Source organism: Mucilaginibacter ginsenosidivorans, assembly GCF_007971025.1.
In the GTDB taxonomy this organism is placed as follows: domain Bacteria; phylum Bacteroidota; class Bacteroidia; order Sphingobacteriales; family Sphingobacteriaceae; genus Mucilaginibacter; species Mucilaginibacter ginsenosidivorans.
This window is the reverse complement of sequence record NZ_CP042436.1, coordinates 2,804,146-2,819,935: the sequence shown is the minus strand read 5'-3', so window position 1 is coordinate 2,819,935 and position 15,790 is coordinate 2,804,146. Positions and strand designations below refer to the sequence as shown.

The window sequence follows — 15,790 nt, the reverse complement described above, 5'->3', positions numbered from 1 at the left end:
TGTTATTTTTAACACCATTGATAATTTTATCACTTAGTCAATTTCAATAGTTACTTATCACGACTACCACGATTGGGAAGATAATAGTGCAGATATAACCTAGACTCATGAAACGGTATTTACAGTGCATAAGTGTTATAATTTTTCTTTTCTGTATATGGCTTTCGGCAGGCGCGCAAACTGATCAAACTGTTAACAACGGGGGAAGCACTGCACAGGCAAACTTTCCCACGGCGGGCTGCACAATTAAATGGACCAATAATAACCCGGGAATAGGACTTGCTGCAACCGGAACAGGCAATATCCCTTCCTTTAAGGCTGTAAATACCGGCTCAACACCCGTTACTGCTACCATAACAGCAACCTCCCAATCAGGCGGATACGCTTATATTGCCAATAGCAGTTCTTCGAGTGTATCGGTGATCGACCTCGCAACTAATACAGTTACGGCAACCATACCGGTCGGCCAATCGCCCATAGGCGTAGCAATTGGGCCCGACGGCAACAGGGTGTATATAACCAACCAGGGGTCATTTTCTATCTCCGTTATTAATGCAATTACCAATAAGGTGACCGCTACTGTACCAACGCCTCCGGGCAGCGCCCCCAGCGGCATAACAGCAAGCCGGGACGGAAAATTTGTTTACGTTTCCTATTATAATGCTCAGTCAATTGGTGTTATTGATGCTAAGACCAATACTGTAATCAAAACAATTGTTGTTGGGGCCAATCCTTGGGACGTGGCTTTAAGCCCTGATGGCGGCAAATTATATGTCGCTAACTTGGGGGACAATACCGTGTCGGTTATCAATACAGCCAGTGGAACTGTAACCGCTACAATACCGGTAGGCACTGGCCCCAATGGGCTAAGTTTGAGCACCGACGGCAAGGTTTTGTATGTTTCAAACGTTCTGTCGAACGACGTTTCTGTGGTCAATACGGCAACAAATCAGGTAACCGGCACGATAAAGGTAGGTACAAGCCCGGTAGCCGTTGTGGTCAATGCGGATGGTAGCAGAGTTTATACAAGCAATATAGTAGATAATACTGTCTCCGTTGTAAATACCGCAACCAATTCTGTCATCGCAACTATAGCTGTAGGTGACCATCCAAACGGCATTTCGTTAAGTCCGAATGGCGGGCGGCTATATGTAAACAATGAAAACGGAAAAACTATTTCTGTAATCAATACAGTAAATAATTCGCTCCTACCGCCGGTTACTGTAGGATTTGCGCCGTTTTCAGTGGGAAGATTTATATCGGCCGGTCATGATTGTATAAGTTCGCCTATTTCATTTACGATCACGGTAAACCCAACAGCAATTACTTCAGTAATTACATCCGGCCCGGCTTCAGGCATTATCTCCGCCTGTATTGGCTCACCGTCAGCAAGTCCTAATATCCAGCAATTTACTGTTTCGGGTAGTAGCTTAACCGGCAATATCACCGCAACAGCGCCAGCGGGCTTTGAAATATCCCTCAATGCCACTTCCGGCTACGCAAAAACGGTTACTATTACTCAGTCAGCCGGTTCGGCAAATAAGATCGTTTACGTCCGTTCAGCGGCTGCCGATCCCGCGGGAAATATTTCCGGCAATGTAACACTGTCATCGCCCGGTGCGGCGGGGCAGAACGTAGCCGTGAGCGGGGTCGTCAATGCGATACCCGTCGTTAACCCGGTAACAAGTCAAATGGTAAATGCGGGTAACAACACAACGGCTATAAATTTCACTGGAACAGGCAATGCTTATTCCTGGACCAATACTACACCGGGTATTGGATTGCCCGCAAGTGGTACAGGTAATATCGCCGCCTTTACCGCGGTAAATAACAGCACAAGTCCGGTAACCGCTACCATTACCGTCACGCCACACACAGCCGGGTACGCTTATATTGCGAACTATGGCAGCAACACAATATCTGTCGTCAATACTGCAAATAATACCGTGGTGGCAACCATCCCGGTAGGTACAAGCCCCTGGGGAGTTTCGGTAAGCCGCGATGGCACCCGGGTTTATGTTAGCAACCAGGGCTCAAATAATGTCTCTGTAATTAACGCTGCAGGCAATACAGTCGTCGCTACTATACCCGTTGGAACCATGCCCGAGGGGATAGTCGTTAGCCCTGATGGAACGCGGGTGTATGTTACCACCCTGACCGGAAGCGGTATTACTGTTATCAATGCCACCAACAACACCGTAATTAACGGAACTATTGGTACCGGCTCGAACCCGCAGGGTATAACGTTGAGCCCTGATGGAAGCAAGCTTTACGTAGTAAATGCCGGGGATAATACGGTTTCGGTAATAAACACCAATACCAACGCCATTGCCGCAACCATCCCGGTTGGATCGGCGCCTTCGAACGCGGTAGTTACACCCGATAGCCGTTTTGTTTATGTAACCAACCGGGGGGCAAGCACAATATCTGTCATTAATACTACAACAAATGCAGTGGTAGCGACTATTCCGGTTGACAACAATCCTACCGGCATTGCCATAAGTCCCGACGGGACCAAAGTTTATAGTTCTGATTCTAATTCGAGTTCGGTATCGGTCATCAATACCGCCACAAATACGGTGGTATCAACGATCACAGCAAATTATACCCCGGATGGTATATCTGTCAGCGCCGATGGCTCGACCCTGTACGTGGTAAGCTTTGGTGCCGACCAGCTATTGATCATCAACGCAGCTACTGGCTCGCTCCGGTCGGCCGTTGACATTGGCCGCAACCCCAGTTCAGCCGGTAACTTTCTTGCCACGGGCACAGTTTGCCCGGGAGTGCCCGTTACTTTTACTATTACCGTTGCCCCGGCGGCTATCCCGGTCATCACAGCTACAGGCTCTATAAATGCACTAACCACAACCTACGGTACACCATCAGCCTCCGCAAATTTCAATGTATCGGGGGTTGGTATGACGGCGGGAATCCTGGTTACTCCGCCACCCGGATTCGAAGTCAGTACGGACAACATAAATTTTAGCGCGACGGTTACCGTCGGGGCTGCGGGCACTATTGCGCCAACAACGGTTTATATAAGGTTAGCCCAAACAACCAATGCAGGGAATTATTCGGGGAATATAGTTCTAACCGGTAACGGCGCGGCAAGCGTCAATGTGGCTACAGGGAATAGTACGGTTAATCCTGCGGCACTGACCATTACAGCCAACAATGTTGATAAGCCTTTTGGTACAGTGCTCACCGGTGGACCGGGCTCGACGGCATTTTCCCCTTTCGGTCTGCAAAATAATGAGACCATCGGTAGTGTGACCATAACTTACACCGCCGGCGCAGCAGCAACAGACCCGCCTAACTTTTACCCGGGTGCAGTGACGGCCAGCAACGCCGCCGGAGGTACCTTTAACCCCGCCAATTACATCATTTCCTATGTACGTGGCGGTGTTACCGTTATTGTGCCATCGGCCATTACAGCTACCGGTACCCTGGATGGACTGGTCACTACCTATGGCACACCTTCTTCACCGGGCAATTTCTCTGTATCGGGCACTAATCTTAGCTCGCCTATCACCATCACCCCCCGGCAGGATTCGAGGTAAGCGTCAATGATATCAATTTCAGCAGTACCATTACCATCGGAGGTTCGGGGAATGTATCAAATACCGTCATCTACGTCCGCCTGGCCGCGACCACCCCCGTGGGCGATTATTCGGGGAATTTCTTGATGACCAGTGCCGGCGTGCCTGACGCTAACATTGCTATACCCAATAGTACGGTTAACCCCGCATCGCTTGTGATAGCTGCTAACGACCAGGAAAAATACCAGGGGCAGCCAAACCCGGTGTTAACGGTTACTTACTACGGTTTTGTAAATAACGAGGGACCGGCTGTTTTCACCAAACCGTTAACAATAAGTACTACGGCAACAGCAAATTCGGCAGTTGGGCTATACCCCATTGTTGTGGGCGGCGCCGAAGCGGCTAATTACACCGTCACCTTTTTGCCGGGTACATTAACGGTTAAACTATCTCCTCTTTCTGTCCAGATACCAAACGTGTTCACCCCGAACGGTGATGGTGTTAACGATGTGTGGAACATCGAAAGTTTGTCTGCCTACCCGCAATGCCTGGTGTCCGTGTACTCGCGCAATGGCAGCCTGGTCTTCCAGTCGAGGGGGTATGCGATAGCATGGGATGGCACCTATAAAGGCTCGCTTGTACCGGTAGGGACTTATTATTACGTTATCGACACGCAGCCCGGCGCGCAAGAATTAGCCGGCTATGTGGCCGTTTTGAGGTAACATTTAAGGCATACAGCGCTTACAGCAACCTCCCTCCCGAATTTTCCGTATTAAATAATATTATTATGCGTGGTTATATTCTTGTTCCTGAATCCGTTTCGTGCAATGTGTGCAAATATTGCGGCGCCCGCCCTATTATCGCCATGGCAGACGTTGCGGAATACGTAGTAAAATGCCCGAATAGCGACTCGCATTATCACACCGAACCAGGTTTGATCGATATTGAAGACTGGAACCTGCACAATATCCCTTCAGCGAACGACCAGGTAGATGTAGCGCCCAACAAAGCTGCTCTTGATCATTTTTTCCATCTCAACGGCGCCATAATTTCGCTGGCCAATGCCGACTAAGCCATTTTTTTGTATTTTGCCGGTACAAAAATAAACCACCGTATTTAGTCATTACGCTATGAAGATCATTAAAACTTTCCGCCTGCAGGCGCTTTTGTTCGTGTTGGGCCTGCCATCTTTTTGCATGGCCCAATCCAACGCTCCGAGCGTTAACCATGTTGCCATTTGCACACACGACCTGAAGAAAAGTGTTGCTTTTTACAGCGATGTAATGCAACTAAAAAAAATACCCAATCCCTTTAAAGATACGGTACACCAGTGGTTCAGCATTGGTGGCGGCGCTGCGCTGCATGTTATAGCAGGAAACTGCCCCACCGAAGAGCACAACATTAATAACCATCTATGTTTCAAAGTGGCATCGCTGCCCGACTTTATGAAGCGCCTTGATGAATATAATATAAAATACGGCGACTGGCAGGGCAATTACAAAAAGACCCTATTGCGGGCCGATGGCGTGTTGCAGATCTATTTCCAGGACCCGGATGGTTACTGGATTGAGGTGAACAACGACAAATGATCATTTCCTAAATAAAAAATTACACTTTGCAGACCAATTTAATAGATGTTTAAACATGTAATAGAAAAATTACATTTATATTTGCGGCATAAAAAATTAAAAAACTCGAATTCAATCAAAATGAAAAAGACATTTTTATTAATTGCCGCAGCCTTATTAAGCACGGCAACTTTTGCACAAAGCACTTGGAAGGTTGATAAAGCGCATTCGCATTTAACTTTCACTATTACTCACCTTGCCGTGTCTGATGTTGACGGTACATTCAAAGATTTTGACGCTACCATCACTGCATCAAAGCCTGATTTCAGCGATGCTAAAGTATCCTTCACTGCCAATACTGCGTCGGTAAATACCGGGGTTGACCAGCGCGACGGTCACCTGAAAAGCCCTGACTTTTTTGATGTGGCAAAATACCCTACACTGACATTTACAAGCACGTCCATCAAACCTGCGGCTGCTAATCATTACACAGTTACCGGCAACCTGACTTTAGGTGCGGTTACGAAACCTGTTACTGTCGACCTATGGTACCGCGGTACAATTACCAACCCGATGAGCAAAGCGCCTGATGCAGGTTTTTCGGTTACAGGCACCCTGAAACGCTCTGATTTCAATTTCGGCAGCAAATTTGGCTCCCCTATGCTGAGTGACGAAGTTACATTCAAGGCTTCGGGAGAATTTGCCAAAGCAAATTAATATCCCGATATAACGCACACATTGATCAAAACGCCCGGTACAACCGGGCGTTTTTTTTTGCTAAATCCGTTTGAAGGTCATGGTTTTCCCAAAAATCTTTAGGTGCCAGTAACCCTTCACTTTTAATACCCCCTGTTTATCGATATAAGCCGAGGCATTATATTCCCTGCCGTGCTGGGCGTCGTATATCATACCGTCCTCCCAGGTATCGTCGCCGGCATCATATTTAAGATCGCGCAATACATCCATACCCAATATTTTACGGCTGCGTAATGCCGGATTAGGGTTATGTTTGTCGGTCCATTCGTCCATGGCCTTTGCCGGGTCGTCCTTATACCAGATGATCTTCCCCCTAAACCTGTCCCCGCTTTTATATACCTGTACCACCAGGTTTTTTTCCGACGAAATCCATTTACCCAATATACGGTCGCCATTTGGAGGCGTTGTTCCGGTGGATGGCGGGCTGAAAAAGATAAGAAGTGTTATGAAGATGTTTTTGAACATGGTAGTGTGACAACAAGCGAAAATAGCTTAATGTTAACAGCACGGAAATAAAATGTTTAAATTACCTTTTTACTGCCTGTTCGCAAATATCTATCCACTGCTTTACAGTAAGTTTGGAGGCCAGTTCGCCAATAAGGGCATAAGGTATGTCGTCCATTTTTTTGAAGCGGATACAGGCTTTGCCCATATCCAGTTTTGTTTTACAGTGTTTGGGATATTCCTGTGCAAACCATTCGTGCAATTTGCTATTGCCGTAAACGCACATGGCGTGCAAAGCAATAAAATTCTTTTGCGACCCCAGGTTCATATAAGGCAGCGGCACTTTCGGATCGCAGTGATAACCTTTGGCATATATGGAATGTGGTACCACATAGCCCAGCATGCCGTATCCCATGGTTTCCTCAAAACCCGCGGGAAGATTTTTCAATATTGCTTCGCGAATTCTGCTAACCGCTTCTTTCCGTTCGGGCGGAAGCGAGGCGATATATTCTTCGGGTGTTTTGGCCGGAGATTGCATAGTAATTCGGTTTACTTGATATGAATATAGCTAAATTCTTAGATCAAAGAAAGAAGATAAAGTGGATGAAGGCGCCACTTTTTATTTTACTTTGCCCGAAGACTAATTGTTGAACGAAACGCCTGGATTACGGCACCCGTTTAAATACCAGCGTTCGCCCTATAAATTTAAAGTGCCAGTAGCCTTTAACCTTAAGTAACCCGTTGCGGTCGATATAAACAGAAGCGTTCCATTCTCTGCCGTGTTTGGCGTCGTAGATCATTCCTTCCTCCCAGGTATTGCTGCTTTCATCATATTTCAGATCGCGAAGCACATCCATCCCTAAAACTTTCCGTGTTCGCAACGCGGGATCGGGATTGCACGAGTCGCGCCATTCATTCATAGGATAGGAAGGATCATCGCTGAACCAAATGATCTTCGCCCGGTACTGGCCTCCCTCTTTATAAACCTGTACGATAAGGTTTTTCTCAGCGGCTAGCCATTTGCCGCATATCCGGTCGCTTTCGGGTACCATACTTGCTGATGATCGCAATCCACCCAAAATAAAAAATACAAATACAAGGCTTTTTAACATCATGGCAAATAATAGCTGTCAACGGTACAAAGTAAACCATGCCTGCTGTCCCGCTTTGTCAGCTACTTTACTCGTTTACAACATTTTCCAGATTTTCGACCGATAGCGGGGAACAGGTTTGTTACATACATTTACCATAAAAGTTGAAGGATGAACCTCCGATTTCCGAAATCACTTCTATATTTGAAACAAACCTATATTTCTTCCTCCATGAAAAAGCTACTGCTACCGCTGTTACTGTTGCCCCTATTGTCATTGGCCCAGCAAAAAAGCATTTACCATAAGGGCTGGATAGACTTTAATAAAAATGGCAAAATGGACGTGTTCGAGGACCAATCACAGTCCATTGATAAACGTGTTGCCGACCTCCTGAGCCAGATGACCGTTGAGGAAAAAACCTGCCAGCTGGCAACCCTATACGGTTATAAAAGGGTTTTGAAAGAGGAAATGCCTGCTGAATCGTGGAAGAACGAGGTGTGGAAAGACGGCGTAGCCAATATAGACGAGGAGCTGAACAACCTGACATCGCATACCGATGCCGCACCCACACAATACTCCTACCCTTACAGTAAACACGCCGCCGCTATTAATACTATTCAAAAATGGTTTGTAGAAGAAACGCGCATAGGCGTCCCCGTTGATTTTACGAATGAAGGTATACACGGATTGAACCACGACCGTGCCACCTCGCTGCCCGCCCCTATCGGTATCGGCAGCACCTGGGATAAGCCATTGGTTCGCCTTGCCGGCGATGTTGTTGGCCGCGAAGCGAAGGCTTTGGGCTATACCAACGTGTATGCACCAATACTCGACCCCGCCCGCGACCAGCGATGGGGCCGTGTGGTGGAATGTTATGGCGAAGATCCGTTCCTGATAGCCGAACTGGGTAAACAAATGACGTTGGGGATACAGGAGCAGGGGGTAGCATCTACACTCAAACATTTTGCGGTATACAGCGTGCCTAAGGGCGGCCGCGATGGAGCCGCCCGTACAGATCCGCATGTGGCGCCACGGGAGATGTACCAACTATATCTTTACCCCTTCCGCCGGGTAATACAGGAGGCGCATGCGATGGGCGTAATGAGCAGCTATAACGACTGGAATGGCGAACCCATTACGGGTAGTTATTACTTTTTGACCGAACTGCTGCGCCAAAAATTCGGTTTCAAGGGATATGTAGTGTCCGACAGCGAGGCCGTGGAGTTTCTTTACTCCAAACACCATGTCGCAGGGGATATCAAGGAAGCCGTACGGCAGGCCATTGAGGCCGGGTTGAATGTACGTACCAACTTTACCATGCCGCAAACTTACATTATGCCGCTGCGCGAATTGGTTAAAGAGGGCAAAGTATCGATGAAAACCCTCGACAGCCGTGTAGCAGATGTATTAAGGGTAAAATTTGAATTGGGGCTTTTTGATCATCCTTACGTGCAGGACACCAAAGCGGCCGATAAAATAGTACATAATGAAGAGGCGAAAGCAATGGGATTACGCATGAACCGTGAAAGTATGGTATTGCTCAAAAACGAGAATAGCACCCTGCCGCTGAACAAATCGGCCATTAAAAATATATTGGTTACCGGTCCGCTTGCTGCGGCCACAAGTTACGCAACCAGCCGTTACGGCCCGTCGCACAACCCCACTGCCAGCGTTCTGGATGGTATCACAAAATATGTCGGCAGCGGCACAAAGGTGAGTTACACCAAAGGCTGCGATATTGTCGACGCAACCTGGCCCGAAAGTGAGATCATCGAAACACCGTTAACCACACAGGAACAGGCAAGTATCGACTCGGCAGTCAATCTTGCCAAACAATCCGATGTAATAATCGCTGTTGTGGGCGAAGATGAGAACCGTGTTGGTGAAAGCCTTTCGCGCACCGGTTTAAACCTTCCCGGCAGGCAGCTGAAACTAATACAGGCATTACAGGCAACCGGCAAACCGGTAGTGATGGTGATGATAAACGGGCAGCCGCTTACCGTTAATTGGGAAAACAAATATGTACCTGCGATACTGGAAGCCTGGTTCCCCGGCCCCGAAAGCGGTCGCGTTATAGCTGAAACCTTGTTTGGCGATAACAACCCCGGGGGCAAATTATCCATCACCTTCCCTAAAACGGTTGGGCAGATCGAGTTCAACTTTCCTTTCAAACCTTCCTCGCAAGCCGGACAGGGCGGACCAAATAGCTGGGGGCATACCAGCGTGAATGGCGCTTTGTATCCTTTTGGTTATGGATTGAGTTATACCACGTTCGACTACAGCAACCTGCAGGTGTCGCCTGAAAAGGAGCACCAGCAGGGCGATATTAAAGTGACGGTGGATGTAACCAACACGGGGCGGCGAAAAGGCGACGATGTGGTGGAGCTATACCTGAAACAGGAACTAAGCGACGTGACAATTTATGATTACGATCTCCGCGGCTTTGAACGCATCAGCCTTGAGCCCGGCGAAAAGAAAACGGTCGAATTCACGCTGCATCCAAACGACCTGACTATACTCGACAAAAACATGAACTGGACGGTTGAACCGGGCAAGTTCCAGGTGATGATAGGCGCTTCGTCGGAAGATATTAAATTGAAGAAAGAGTTTGAGGTGGAGAAATAGTCCCCGATGCAAATTTACGAAGTTTTGAAAACTTGGTAAGTCTTAAATAACCTTTACTCCCCAGCATAAGGATCTTTTATCTTCCTGTTTGAATAAGTGATCTCTGAGAAAGTCACTTTATTCTTCTCACCCGTTGGCGATTGCGCCATAAAACCGAGGTGAAGCGGCCCTTTGGCATTGAACTGCAAATGCCTTACAAGGAACCATTTTTTGCTATCGGTTGAATAATACAGGGTGATCACATTATCAGCCTTGGCAATTTTATAATAGACCTTATCGCCGGCAATGGCCACCGAATTGCAATCGTCCGAAATGTTATTGGTAACCACGCTTACTACACGGTGTCGCCCGGTATAGTCCTTTTCAAAACAGAATTTTATCCAGTTGAGGTTGTCAGCCTTTAACACGATGGCGCCGCCATCCCATTTGTATACAAAGTGATGTTCGATGCAGGTAGTCAGCACAAAATTGTCATCCGGCTTAAAAACCAGCTTCGGCGCGTTATCGGTATTATAGGTTACATTCGGGTCGCGAAACATATCCGTCTTTTCGCCAGCCTCAATGGTGATCGAGCTGGCATTCATCGAATAGCTCAAAGGTTTATTTTCCCAGGTAAGCGGGTAGGGTATCTTTAAGAACTTTAAAGGTTTTTGCGCATAGCAGTTAACGGAGATAAAGGCAGCAAAAAACAATGCCACGCTGTAATTACATGCTCTCATTTATTGTGGTTTAGCGGTTTTTACATAAATGTAAATACTTTCGGAAACTTTATTGTTGTCCTTGTACTTTATGTCATAATTATTACTTTTATAAATAATTTAAAAAGTGCTTGCCGTAAACCCCGATTGCGGCCAAACCTGAATTGTTTGAATGGAAATTAAACCTAAAAGTGTAATAAAAGGTTCTCAATTAAAGAACATGATAATCAAGCGGCTTTATTTCGACAAAGCCATGTCATGCGCCGAACTAAGCGACCTTTTTGATAAAAGTATCCCTTCTATAGCCAAGGCTATTAACGAGCTGATAGACGAAGGTTTTGTGGTTGAACAAGGCTACGCCCCCTCGAGTGGTGGCAGGCGCCCGCTGTTGTACTCCATTAAACCCGATGCCATGTATATACTGGCTATCGCTATGGACCAGCTTTCGACCCGTATCCAACTGCTCGACCTGTTTAATCATCCGGTGGCTGAAGCATTATCAATAGACTTAAAACTGCCTAACAACCCTGAGGCGCTTGGCATACTGGTAAGAAACATCAATCAATACATAAGCAAAGCGCCGGCTTCTAAAAATAAGATAGCCGGTATCGGGATAGGGATGCCGGGGTTCGTCAATGTGCTTGAGGGGATAAATTACACTTATTTGGACAATGGTGGCAAAAGCTTGTCGCAGTACCTGACGGAAGAAACCGGCCTGCCTACGCATATTGATAACGACTCCAGCCTTATAGCTCTGGCAGAACAGAAATTCGGAATAGCTAAATCACAAAAAGATGTAATGGTGATCAACCTGGGCTGGGGCATCGGGTTGGGGATGATCGTTAAGGGTGAAATTTACCGGGGCCATAATGGGCTTGCCGGTGAACTGAGCCATATCCCGCTGTCGGATGATGATACCTTATGTGCCTGCGGTAAACGGGGCTGCCTTGAATCGGCAGCATCGATGCTTGTAGTTTCTGAAAAAGCGATAGAAGGTATCCGCAGCGGCAGGGTGACCAGTTTAAAAAATGCGGATACCTCGCCGACCAAAGCTTTAGGCGATGCCATTATGGAAGCCGCCGCCAATGGCGATCAGTTTGCTATCGAACTGCTTACTGACGCGGGTTATAAGATCGGCAAGGCATTAGCCATCCTCATTCACATCATGAACCCCAAAACCATCGTACTAAGCGGCCGGGGCGCACGTGCCGGTAAGATACTGATGGCGCCAATTCAACAGTCGCTTCATAAATATTGTATTCCAAGGCTTGCTGAAAGCACTGAGTTGCTGATATCAGACCTGGGGTTTGACGCCGAACTGATAGGCGCCGCTGTGCTGATGATGGAGAATTTTGACAAGGACCATAAAGTTTTAGTACACGCCTGATATATTAACCGATGCAAATCCTCGTATTAGGCGGTACGGGCCGGACAGGCAGACTGGTGATAGACGAGGCACTGAAGCGGGGACATAGCGTTAGTGTAGTGGTGAGCCATGAATATCGATTGAAGCATGCCCCCAGGCTGCTTGATGTACACGAGGGAACACCACTGAATAAATATACCCTTTCCGCAGCCATGAAGGGCTGCGACGCTATCATTAGTACGCTGAATATTTCAAGAATGTCGGATTTTCCGTGGGCCGCATTACGCACCAGCGAGGATTTTCTGTCGGTATCCATGAAAAATATCCTTGAAGCATCTGCCGAACAAAAAGTTAAGCGCATTATTATGACAAGTGCCTGGGGCGTAGGCGAAACATGGAAAGATATACCGTTTTGGTTCAGGTGGCTGGTTAACAACAGCAACATTCATTACGCTTATTACGAACACGAGCGGCAGGAAGAGTTATTAAAAAATTCGGACGCTGAATGGACCGCTGTACGTCCCGCCGGTCTTACCGATTCGATGAAAGAACGGGAAATAAAAGTCTCGCTAAATAATTCGCCCAAACCATCGCTAACCATCAGCAGGCTTAACACCGCAAAATTCATGCTCGATGTTTTGGAAAAGGGCCTTTATATCAGGCAATGCCCGGTGATTTCGGAAAAACGATAGCTGTTACAGTAGCTCTTTCAAGTCCCCAAACGTATCTATTGTAGCCACCATTCCCTCTGCTACCTTGCCAAACCCATACGAAGCAAAGATGAAAGGCACTCCGGCTTTAGCGGCCGAATCGCGGTCACCGTTTGTATCGCCAATATAAACTGGCGCCTGCAGGCCATGATCGTTTACTATGTCCTTAATGTTCTCGGCTTTGGGCTGCCCTTTAGTGCCGTAGCATTGATGGGCCAAAAAATGACCGGACACAGGGCAATGACTCAAAAAGGTTTCGATGTAGCCGCTTTGGCAATTGCTTACAATGTACAACTTATACCTGTCGGCAAGATATTTGATAGTTTCTTCGAGCCCGGGATACAGGTCGCCGCCAATCTCTTCCAACGTATCTATTTCACTTTGTGCACATACCGATTTAAAATAGTTCCGCCGTTCAATATCCATATCAGGCAGCAGCACCTCGAATATCACATCGTAAGCCATTCCTGTTATCGAGCGTACCCGTTCGCGGGTAATACTGTCCACCTCTTCATATCCTACCTGCAGCCTCGCTTTTTCCCAGGCCAGGGCAACGTTGCCGGTCGAGTCCCAAAGGGTACCATCGAGGTCAAAAATAATGCTGTCGAATTTATTTTTCAGTAAAGCGGCTTCTGTTTGCATGGCCGCAAAAATAGCAGATTCGTTGGTTATTTCAGCGCTTGTTTTATCGCTTCAAAGTCAGCAATATAAATATCCGACAGCCCGTTATTGGCACTTTGCAGTTTTCGGTTCAATTGTTCCATATTATCCGCTTTCTTTGGGGTCACCGGATCCGTGCTGCGGGTGCTGCCAAAGTAAAACCATTTGCCATCGCGTGTTACTTTTGGCGACCAGTCTATGGAGTTTGAACTGATAGGCTCCGGTAATTTTTTTGCCTTTGTCCAAACGCCATTTTGCTTGTAACTGATATAAAAATCGAGATTCTTTAAGCCATTTGGCCGGCTCGAATTGTAGATGAGATAAGACTCATCCGGCGCTATAAAGGCCTCATAATCGTGGTAGGGCGTATTGATGGCATCACCAAGGTTTTCGGCGGGCTGATATTTGCCATCCTGGTATTTGCAGCACCAGATATCGCTGCCGCCTTTACCGCCATCCCTGGTCGATCCGAAATAAATATTGCCATTGTCGGCCAGTGTGGGGTAGTATTCGTCCTTTTCACTATTAACCGGCACATCGAGCCTGATCGGCACGCCCCAACCGTCTTTAGTCATCATCACTTTCCAGATGTCGGTATCATCTTTTACGGGGTCGCCATCCTTTAGCGGCCGGTTCGACATAAAATACAATGCCTGGCCATCCTTCGCCACAAAGGGGTCGGCGTCCATATATTTACCCGAAAAAGATGCTACCTCAGGGTCCGTCCATTTACCTTTACGTTTGTAGGAAACGCATATGGCCGATATTTTGAGATCATAAGTGCACTTGATAAAATACAAGGTGTCTCCACTTGGGGTAAATGTTCCGTGGGACTCATAATCACCTTTGCTGATAACTCCCGGCTCAAATATTTGCGGTACCAAATTTTTACTATTTTGCGCCCGGCCAATTATCGAAAAACCAAGCAAAGCGATTGCGGTAAGTATTTTCTTCATTTGTTTTTTAGTTTAAATCAAAGCTATGCTACAACCAGCAAACAACACTTTCGATATAAAGTATTTTGGCAGGGTTAACTTTACTTTTTAAGGTTTTTTATGAATAAAAATTTGAATTACAAACCTTTGGACGATCTGAGCGCTCACATACTGGAAGAGCTGCAGTTAGACGCGCGCTTACCGGTGACCGAGATAGGCCGGCGGGTTGGTTTAAGCGCGCCGGCTGTTGCCGAACGCATTAAACGCATGGAAGATGAGGGTATCATCACCGGCTACCGGGCCATGATCGATCATGATAAGGTTGGGCTAACCGTTAACGCTATCATTACTTTAAAAGCCAATATGACGCACGCGGCGGCGGCCAAAAGGATAAGCGAAATACCAGAAATAATTGAATGTTATAATATTACCGGTTATAATTGTGTTATTATGAAAGTAGCCACGCCGACGACGAAACGGCTCGAGGCTATTATCGGCCAGTTACAACTGGTAGGCGAAACCAATACATCCATTATACTTTCGCCAACATTTGAGCCGAAAATTATCCGTCGCAGTTAATTAATAATTTGATCAAAAAGTTAATAATATGAAAGCCACAAAATTCCTCGCAGTTCTTTTATTACTTGTCGCGGTAACGCATGTACAGGTAAAAGCAGCTGATCTAAATTCATCTATCAATGCCGCTGTAAAAAGCTACCTGGACATCAAAAACGCACTCGCAACCGACAATAGCAAAGCGGCGAATGACGCCGCTAAGAAATTCACCGAAGACATTAAAAATATAAACGCAGGTCAAATGGACGCCAAACAAAAATCGGTGTGGCAAAAATATGCCGAGAAGCTCCGTTTCGACGGGCAGCATATCGGCGAAAGTACCGATATCAAGCACCAGCGCGAACATTTTGGCAGCCTGTCGGCTAATATGTTTACCGTGTTAAAAGCGCTTAAGGGTAATGAAATGGCGCTTTACGAGCAATATTGCCCAATGGCAAAAAAGACATGGCTAAACGAGACCGCCACCATTAGAAACCCATATTTAGGTAAAGAGATGCCGACCTGCGGCGTGGTTAAAGAAACGCTTAAAGCAAGCAAATAAAGTGTACCCCCAAAATAAAAGGCCCCGTCACCGGGGCCTTTGTCGTTAAGGGCAAGTATTAATTACACCTGCCTTTACAACTATTCATGTCAGAACAGGTTGCTTTATCCTTGCAGGTGCCGGTTTTAATATTTTTAGCACATTGCCCCGTGCACTCCTTTTTTACCACTTTGGTATCAGGTTTAACAACTGGACCATTTGCAAATACGGTTGCGCCGGCCAATAACATGGCCACTACGCCTAAGCTTATTTTTTTCATTTTAATGAATTTAAATGTTTAA

At 46.8% G+C, this 15,790-nt stretch carries 17 protein-coding genes; 10 read left to right on the top strand and 7 right to left on the bottom strand.

Going from position 1 to position 15,790, the window contains the following annotated elements; genetic code table 11:
• The first annotated feature begins 107 nt into the window (after positions 1-107).
• The 5 genes from FRZ54_RS12905 (at position 108) to FRZ54_RS12885 (ending at position 5,824) form a co-directional block, all read left to right on the top strand.
• Positions 108-3,560, top strand: coding sequence for a YVTN family beta-propeller repeat protein (locus FRZ54_RS12905; protein ID WP_147032013.1), 3,453 nt, complete (start codon positions 108-110; stop codon positions 3,558-3,560).
• Positions 3,561-3,685: 125 nt separating this feature from the next.
• Positions 3,686-4,261, top strand: coding sequence for a T9SS type B sorting domain-containing protein (locus tag FRZ54_RS12900; protein ID WP_147032012.1), 576 nt, complete (start codon positions 3,686-3,688; stop codon positions 4,259-4,261).
• Positions 4,262-4,326: 65 nt separating this feature from the next.
• A complete protein-coding gene (locus FRZ54_RS12895) occupies positions 4,327-4,611 on the top strand; it encodes a hypothetical protein (RefSeq protein ID WP_147032011.1) in 285 nt (94 codons plus the stop codon).
• Positions 4,612-4,669: 58 nt separating this feature from the next.
• Positions 4,670-5,128, top strand: coding sequence for a VOC family protein (locus FRZ54_RS12890; RefSeq protein ID WP_228462470.1), 459 nt, complete (start codon positions 4,670-4,672; stop codon positions 5,126-5,128).
• A gap of 120 nt (positions 5,129-5,248) precedes the next feature.
• Positions 5,249-5,824 carry a YceI family protein gene (locus FRZ54_RS12885; protein ID WP_147032010.1) on the top strand — a complete coding sequence of 192 codons (576 nt, stop codon included), beginning with the start codon at positions 5,249-5,251 and terminating at the stop codon, positions 5,822-5,824.
• Between the two features lie 60 nt (positions 5,825-5,884).
• On the opposite strand, the gene FRZ54_RS12880 is transcribed toward FRZ54_RS12885, so the two are convergent.
• The 3 genes from FRZ54_RS12880 to FRZ54_RS12870 form a co-directional block, all read right to left on the bottom strand.
• On the bottom strand, positions 5,885-6,328 hold the full coding sequence (locus FRZ54_RS12880) for a DUF2147 domain-containing protein (RefSeq protein WP_147032009.1): 444 nt from the start codon (positions 6,326-6,328) through the stop codon (positions 5,885-5,887).
• A 61-nt stretch (positions 6,329-6,389) separates the two neighbouring features.
• Positions 6,390-6,845: a DUF1801 domain-containing protein gene (locus FRZ54_RS12875; RefSeq protein ID WP_147032008.1), complete on the bottom strand. Its 456-nt coding sequence runs from the start codon at positions 6,843-6,845 to the stop codon at positions 6,390-6,392.
• Positions 6,846-6,972: 127 nt separating this feature from the next.
• Positions 6,973-7,422: a DUF2147 domain-containing protein gene (locus FRZ54_RS12870; protein ID WP_147032007.1), complete on the bottom strand. Its 450-nt coding sequence runs from the start codon at positions 7,420-7,422 to the stop codon at positions 6,973-6,975.
• 207 nt (positions 7,423-7,629) lie between these two features.
• Between FRZ54_RS12870 and FRZ54_RS12865 the strand changes: the two genes are divergently transcribed.
• Complete coding sequence (locus FRZ54_RS12865) at positions 7,630-10,023, top strand: glycoside hydrolase family 3 N-terminal domain-containing protein (protein ID WP_147032006.1); 2,394 nt, start codon at positions 7,630-7,632, stop codon at positions 10,021-10,023.
• A gap of 53 nt (positions 10,024-10,076) precedes the next feature.
• On the opposite strand, the gene FRZ54_RS12860 is transcribed toward FRZ54_RS12865, so the two are convergent.
• On the bottom strand, positions 10,077-10,742 hold the full coding sequence (locus FRZ54_RS12860; RefSeq protein WP_147032005.1) for a DUF1349 domain-containing protein: 666 nt from the start codon (positions 10,740-10,742) through the stop codon (positions 10,077-10,079).
• 199 nt (positions 10,743-10,941) lie between these two features.
• Between FRZ54_RS12860 and FRZ54_RS12855 the strand changes: the two genes are divergently transcribed.
• Together FRZ54_RS12855 and FRZ54_RS12850 are read left to right on the top strand one after the other, a co-directional pair.
• Entirely contained in the window at positions 10,942-12,108 is a 1,167-nt protein-coding gene (locus FRZ54_RS12855; protein WP_228462468.1) for an ROK family transcriptional regulator, read from the top strand.
• Positions 12,109-12,119: 11 nt separating this feature from the next.
• The gene (locus FRZ54_RS12850) at positions 12,120-12,779 is read left to right on the top strand and encodes an NAD(P)-dependent oxidoreductase (protein ID WP_147032003.1); all 660 of its coding nucleotides are present in this window, start codon (positions 12,120-12,122) and stop codon (positions 12,777-12,779) included.
• Positions 12,780-12,782: 3 nt separating this feature from the next.
• Here FRZ54_RS12850 and FRZ54_RS12845 read toward each other — a convergent pair whose 3' ends face one another.
• Positions 12,783-13,439 carry an HAD family hydrolase gene (locus FRZ54_RS12845; protein WP_147032002.1) on the bottom strand — a complete coding sequence of 219 codons (657 nt, stop codon included), beginning with the start codon at positions 13,437-13,439 and terminating at the stop codon, positions 12,783-12,785.
• 26 nt (positions 13,440-13,465) lie between these two features.
• Entirely contained in the window at positions 13,466-14,413 is a 948-nt protein-coding gene (locus FRZ54_RS12840; RefSeq protein ID WP_147032001.1) for a TolB family protein, read from the bottom strand.
• Between the two features lie 99 nt (positions 14,414-14,512).
• Between FRZ54_RS12840 and FRZ54_RS12835 the strand changes: the two genes are divergently transcribed.
• Positions 14,513-14,971 (top strand): Lrp/AsnC family transcriptional regulator, encoded by a 459-nt coding sequence (locus tag FRZ54_RS12835; RefSeq protein WP_147032000.1) that lies wholly within the window; start codon positions 14,513-14,515, stop codon positions 14,969-14,971.
• A gap of 28 nt (positions 14,972-14,999) precedes the next feature.
• Positions 15,000-15,509, top strand: a complete 510-nt coding sequence (locus tag FRZ54_RS12830; protein ID WP_147031999.1) for a DUF3347 domain-containing protein — start codon at positions 15,000-15,002, stop codon at positions 15,507-15,509.
• Positions 15,510-15,567: 58 nt separating this feature from the next.
• Here FRZ54_RS12830 and FRZ54_RS12825 read toward each other — a convergent pair whose 3' ends face one another.
• Complete coding sequence (locus FRZ54_RS12825) at positions 15,568-15,768, bottom strand: hypothetical protein (protein ID WP_147031998.1); 201 nt, start codon at positions 15,766-15,768, stop codon at positions 15,568-15,570.
• Positions 15,769-15,790: the final 22 nt, after the last annotated feature.

Coding starts and splice junctions, on each gene's coding strand:
- FRZ54_RS12905 (WP_147032013.1), top strand. CDS start 108: ATGAAACGGTATTTACAGTGCATAAGTGTTATAATTTTTCTTTTCTGT.
- FRZ54_RS12900 (WP_147032012.1), top strand. CDS start 3,686: ATGACCAGTGCCGGCGTGCCTGACGCTAACATTGCTATACCCAATAGT.
- FRZ54_RS12895 (WP_147032011.1), top strand. CDS start 4,327: ATGCGTGGTTATATTCTTGTTCCTGAATCCGTTTCGTGCAATGTGTGC.
- FRZ54_RS12890 (WP_228462470.1), top strand. CDS start 4,670: ATGAAGATCATTAAAACTTTCCGCCTGCAGGCGCTTTTGTTCGTGTTG.
- FRZ54_RS12885 (WP_147032010.1), top strand. CDS start 5,249: ATGAAAAAGACATTTTTATTAATTGCCGCAGCCTTATTAAGCACGGCA.
- FRZ54_RS12880 (WP_147032009.1), bottom strand. CDS start 6,328: ATGTTCAAAAACATCTTCATAACACTTCTTATCTTTTTCAGCCCGCCA.
- FRZ54_RS12875 (WP_147032008.1), bottom strand. CDS start 6,845: ATGCAATCTCCGGCCAAAACACCCGAAGAATATATCGCCTCGCTTCCG.
- FRZ54_RS12870 (WP_147032007.1), bottom strand. CDS start 7,422: ATGATGTTAAAAAGCCTTGTATTTGTATTTTTTATTTTGGGTGGATTG.
- FRZ54_RS12865 (WP_147032006.1), top strand. CDS start 7,630: ATGAAAAAGCTACTGCTACCGCTGTTACTGTTGCCCCTATTGTCATTG.
- FRZ54_RS12860 (WP_147032005.1), bottom strand. CDS start 10,742: ATGAGAGCATGTAATTACAGCGTGGCATTGTTTTTTGCTGCCTTTATC.
- FRZ54_RS12855 (WP_228462468.1), top strand. CDS start 10,942: ATGATAATCAAGCGGCTTTATTTCGACAAAGCCATGTCATGCGCCGAA.
- FRZ54_RS12850 (WP_147032003.1), top strand. CDS start 12,120: ATGCAAATCCTCGTATTAGGCGGTACGGGCCGGACAGGCAGACTGGTG.
- FRZ54_RS12845 (WP_147032002.1), bottom strand. CDS start 13,439: ATGCAAACAGAAGCCGCTTTACTGAAAAATAAATTCGACAGCATTATT.
- FRZ54_RS12840 (WP_147032001.1), bottom strand. CDS start 14,413: ATGAAGAAAATACTTACCGCAATCGCTTTGCTTGGTTTTTCGATAATT.
- FRZ54_RS12835 (WP_147032000.1), top strand. CDS start 14,513: ATGAATAAAAATTTGAATTACAAACCTTTGGACGATCTGAGCGCTCAC.
- FRZ54_RS12830 (WP_147031999.1), top strand. CDS start 15,000: ATGAAAGCCACAAAATTCCTCGCAGTTCTTTTATTACTTGTCGCGGTA.
- FRZ54_RS12825 (WP_147031998.1), bottom strand. CDS start 15,768: ATGAAAAAAATAAGCTTAGGCGTAGTGGCCATGTTATTGGCCGGCGCA.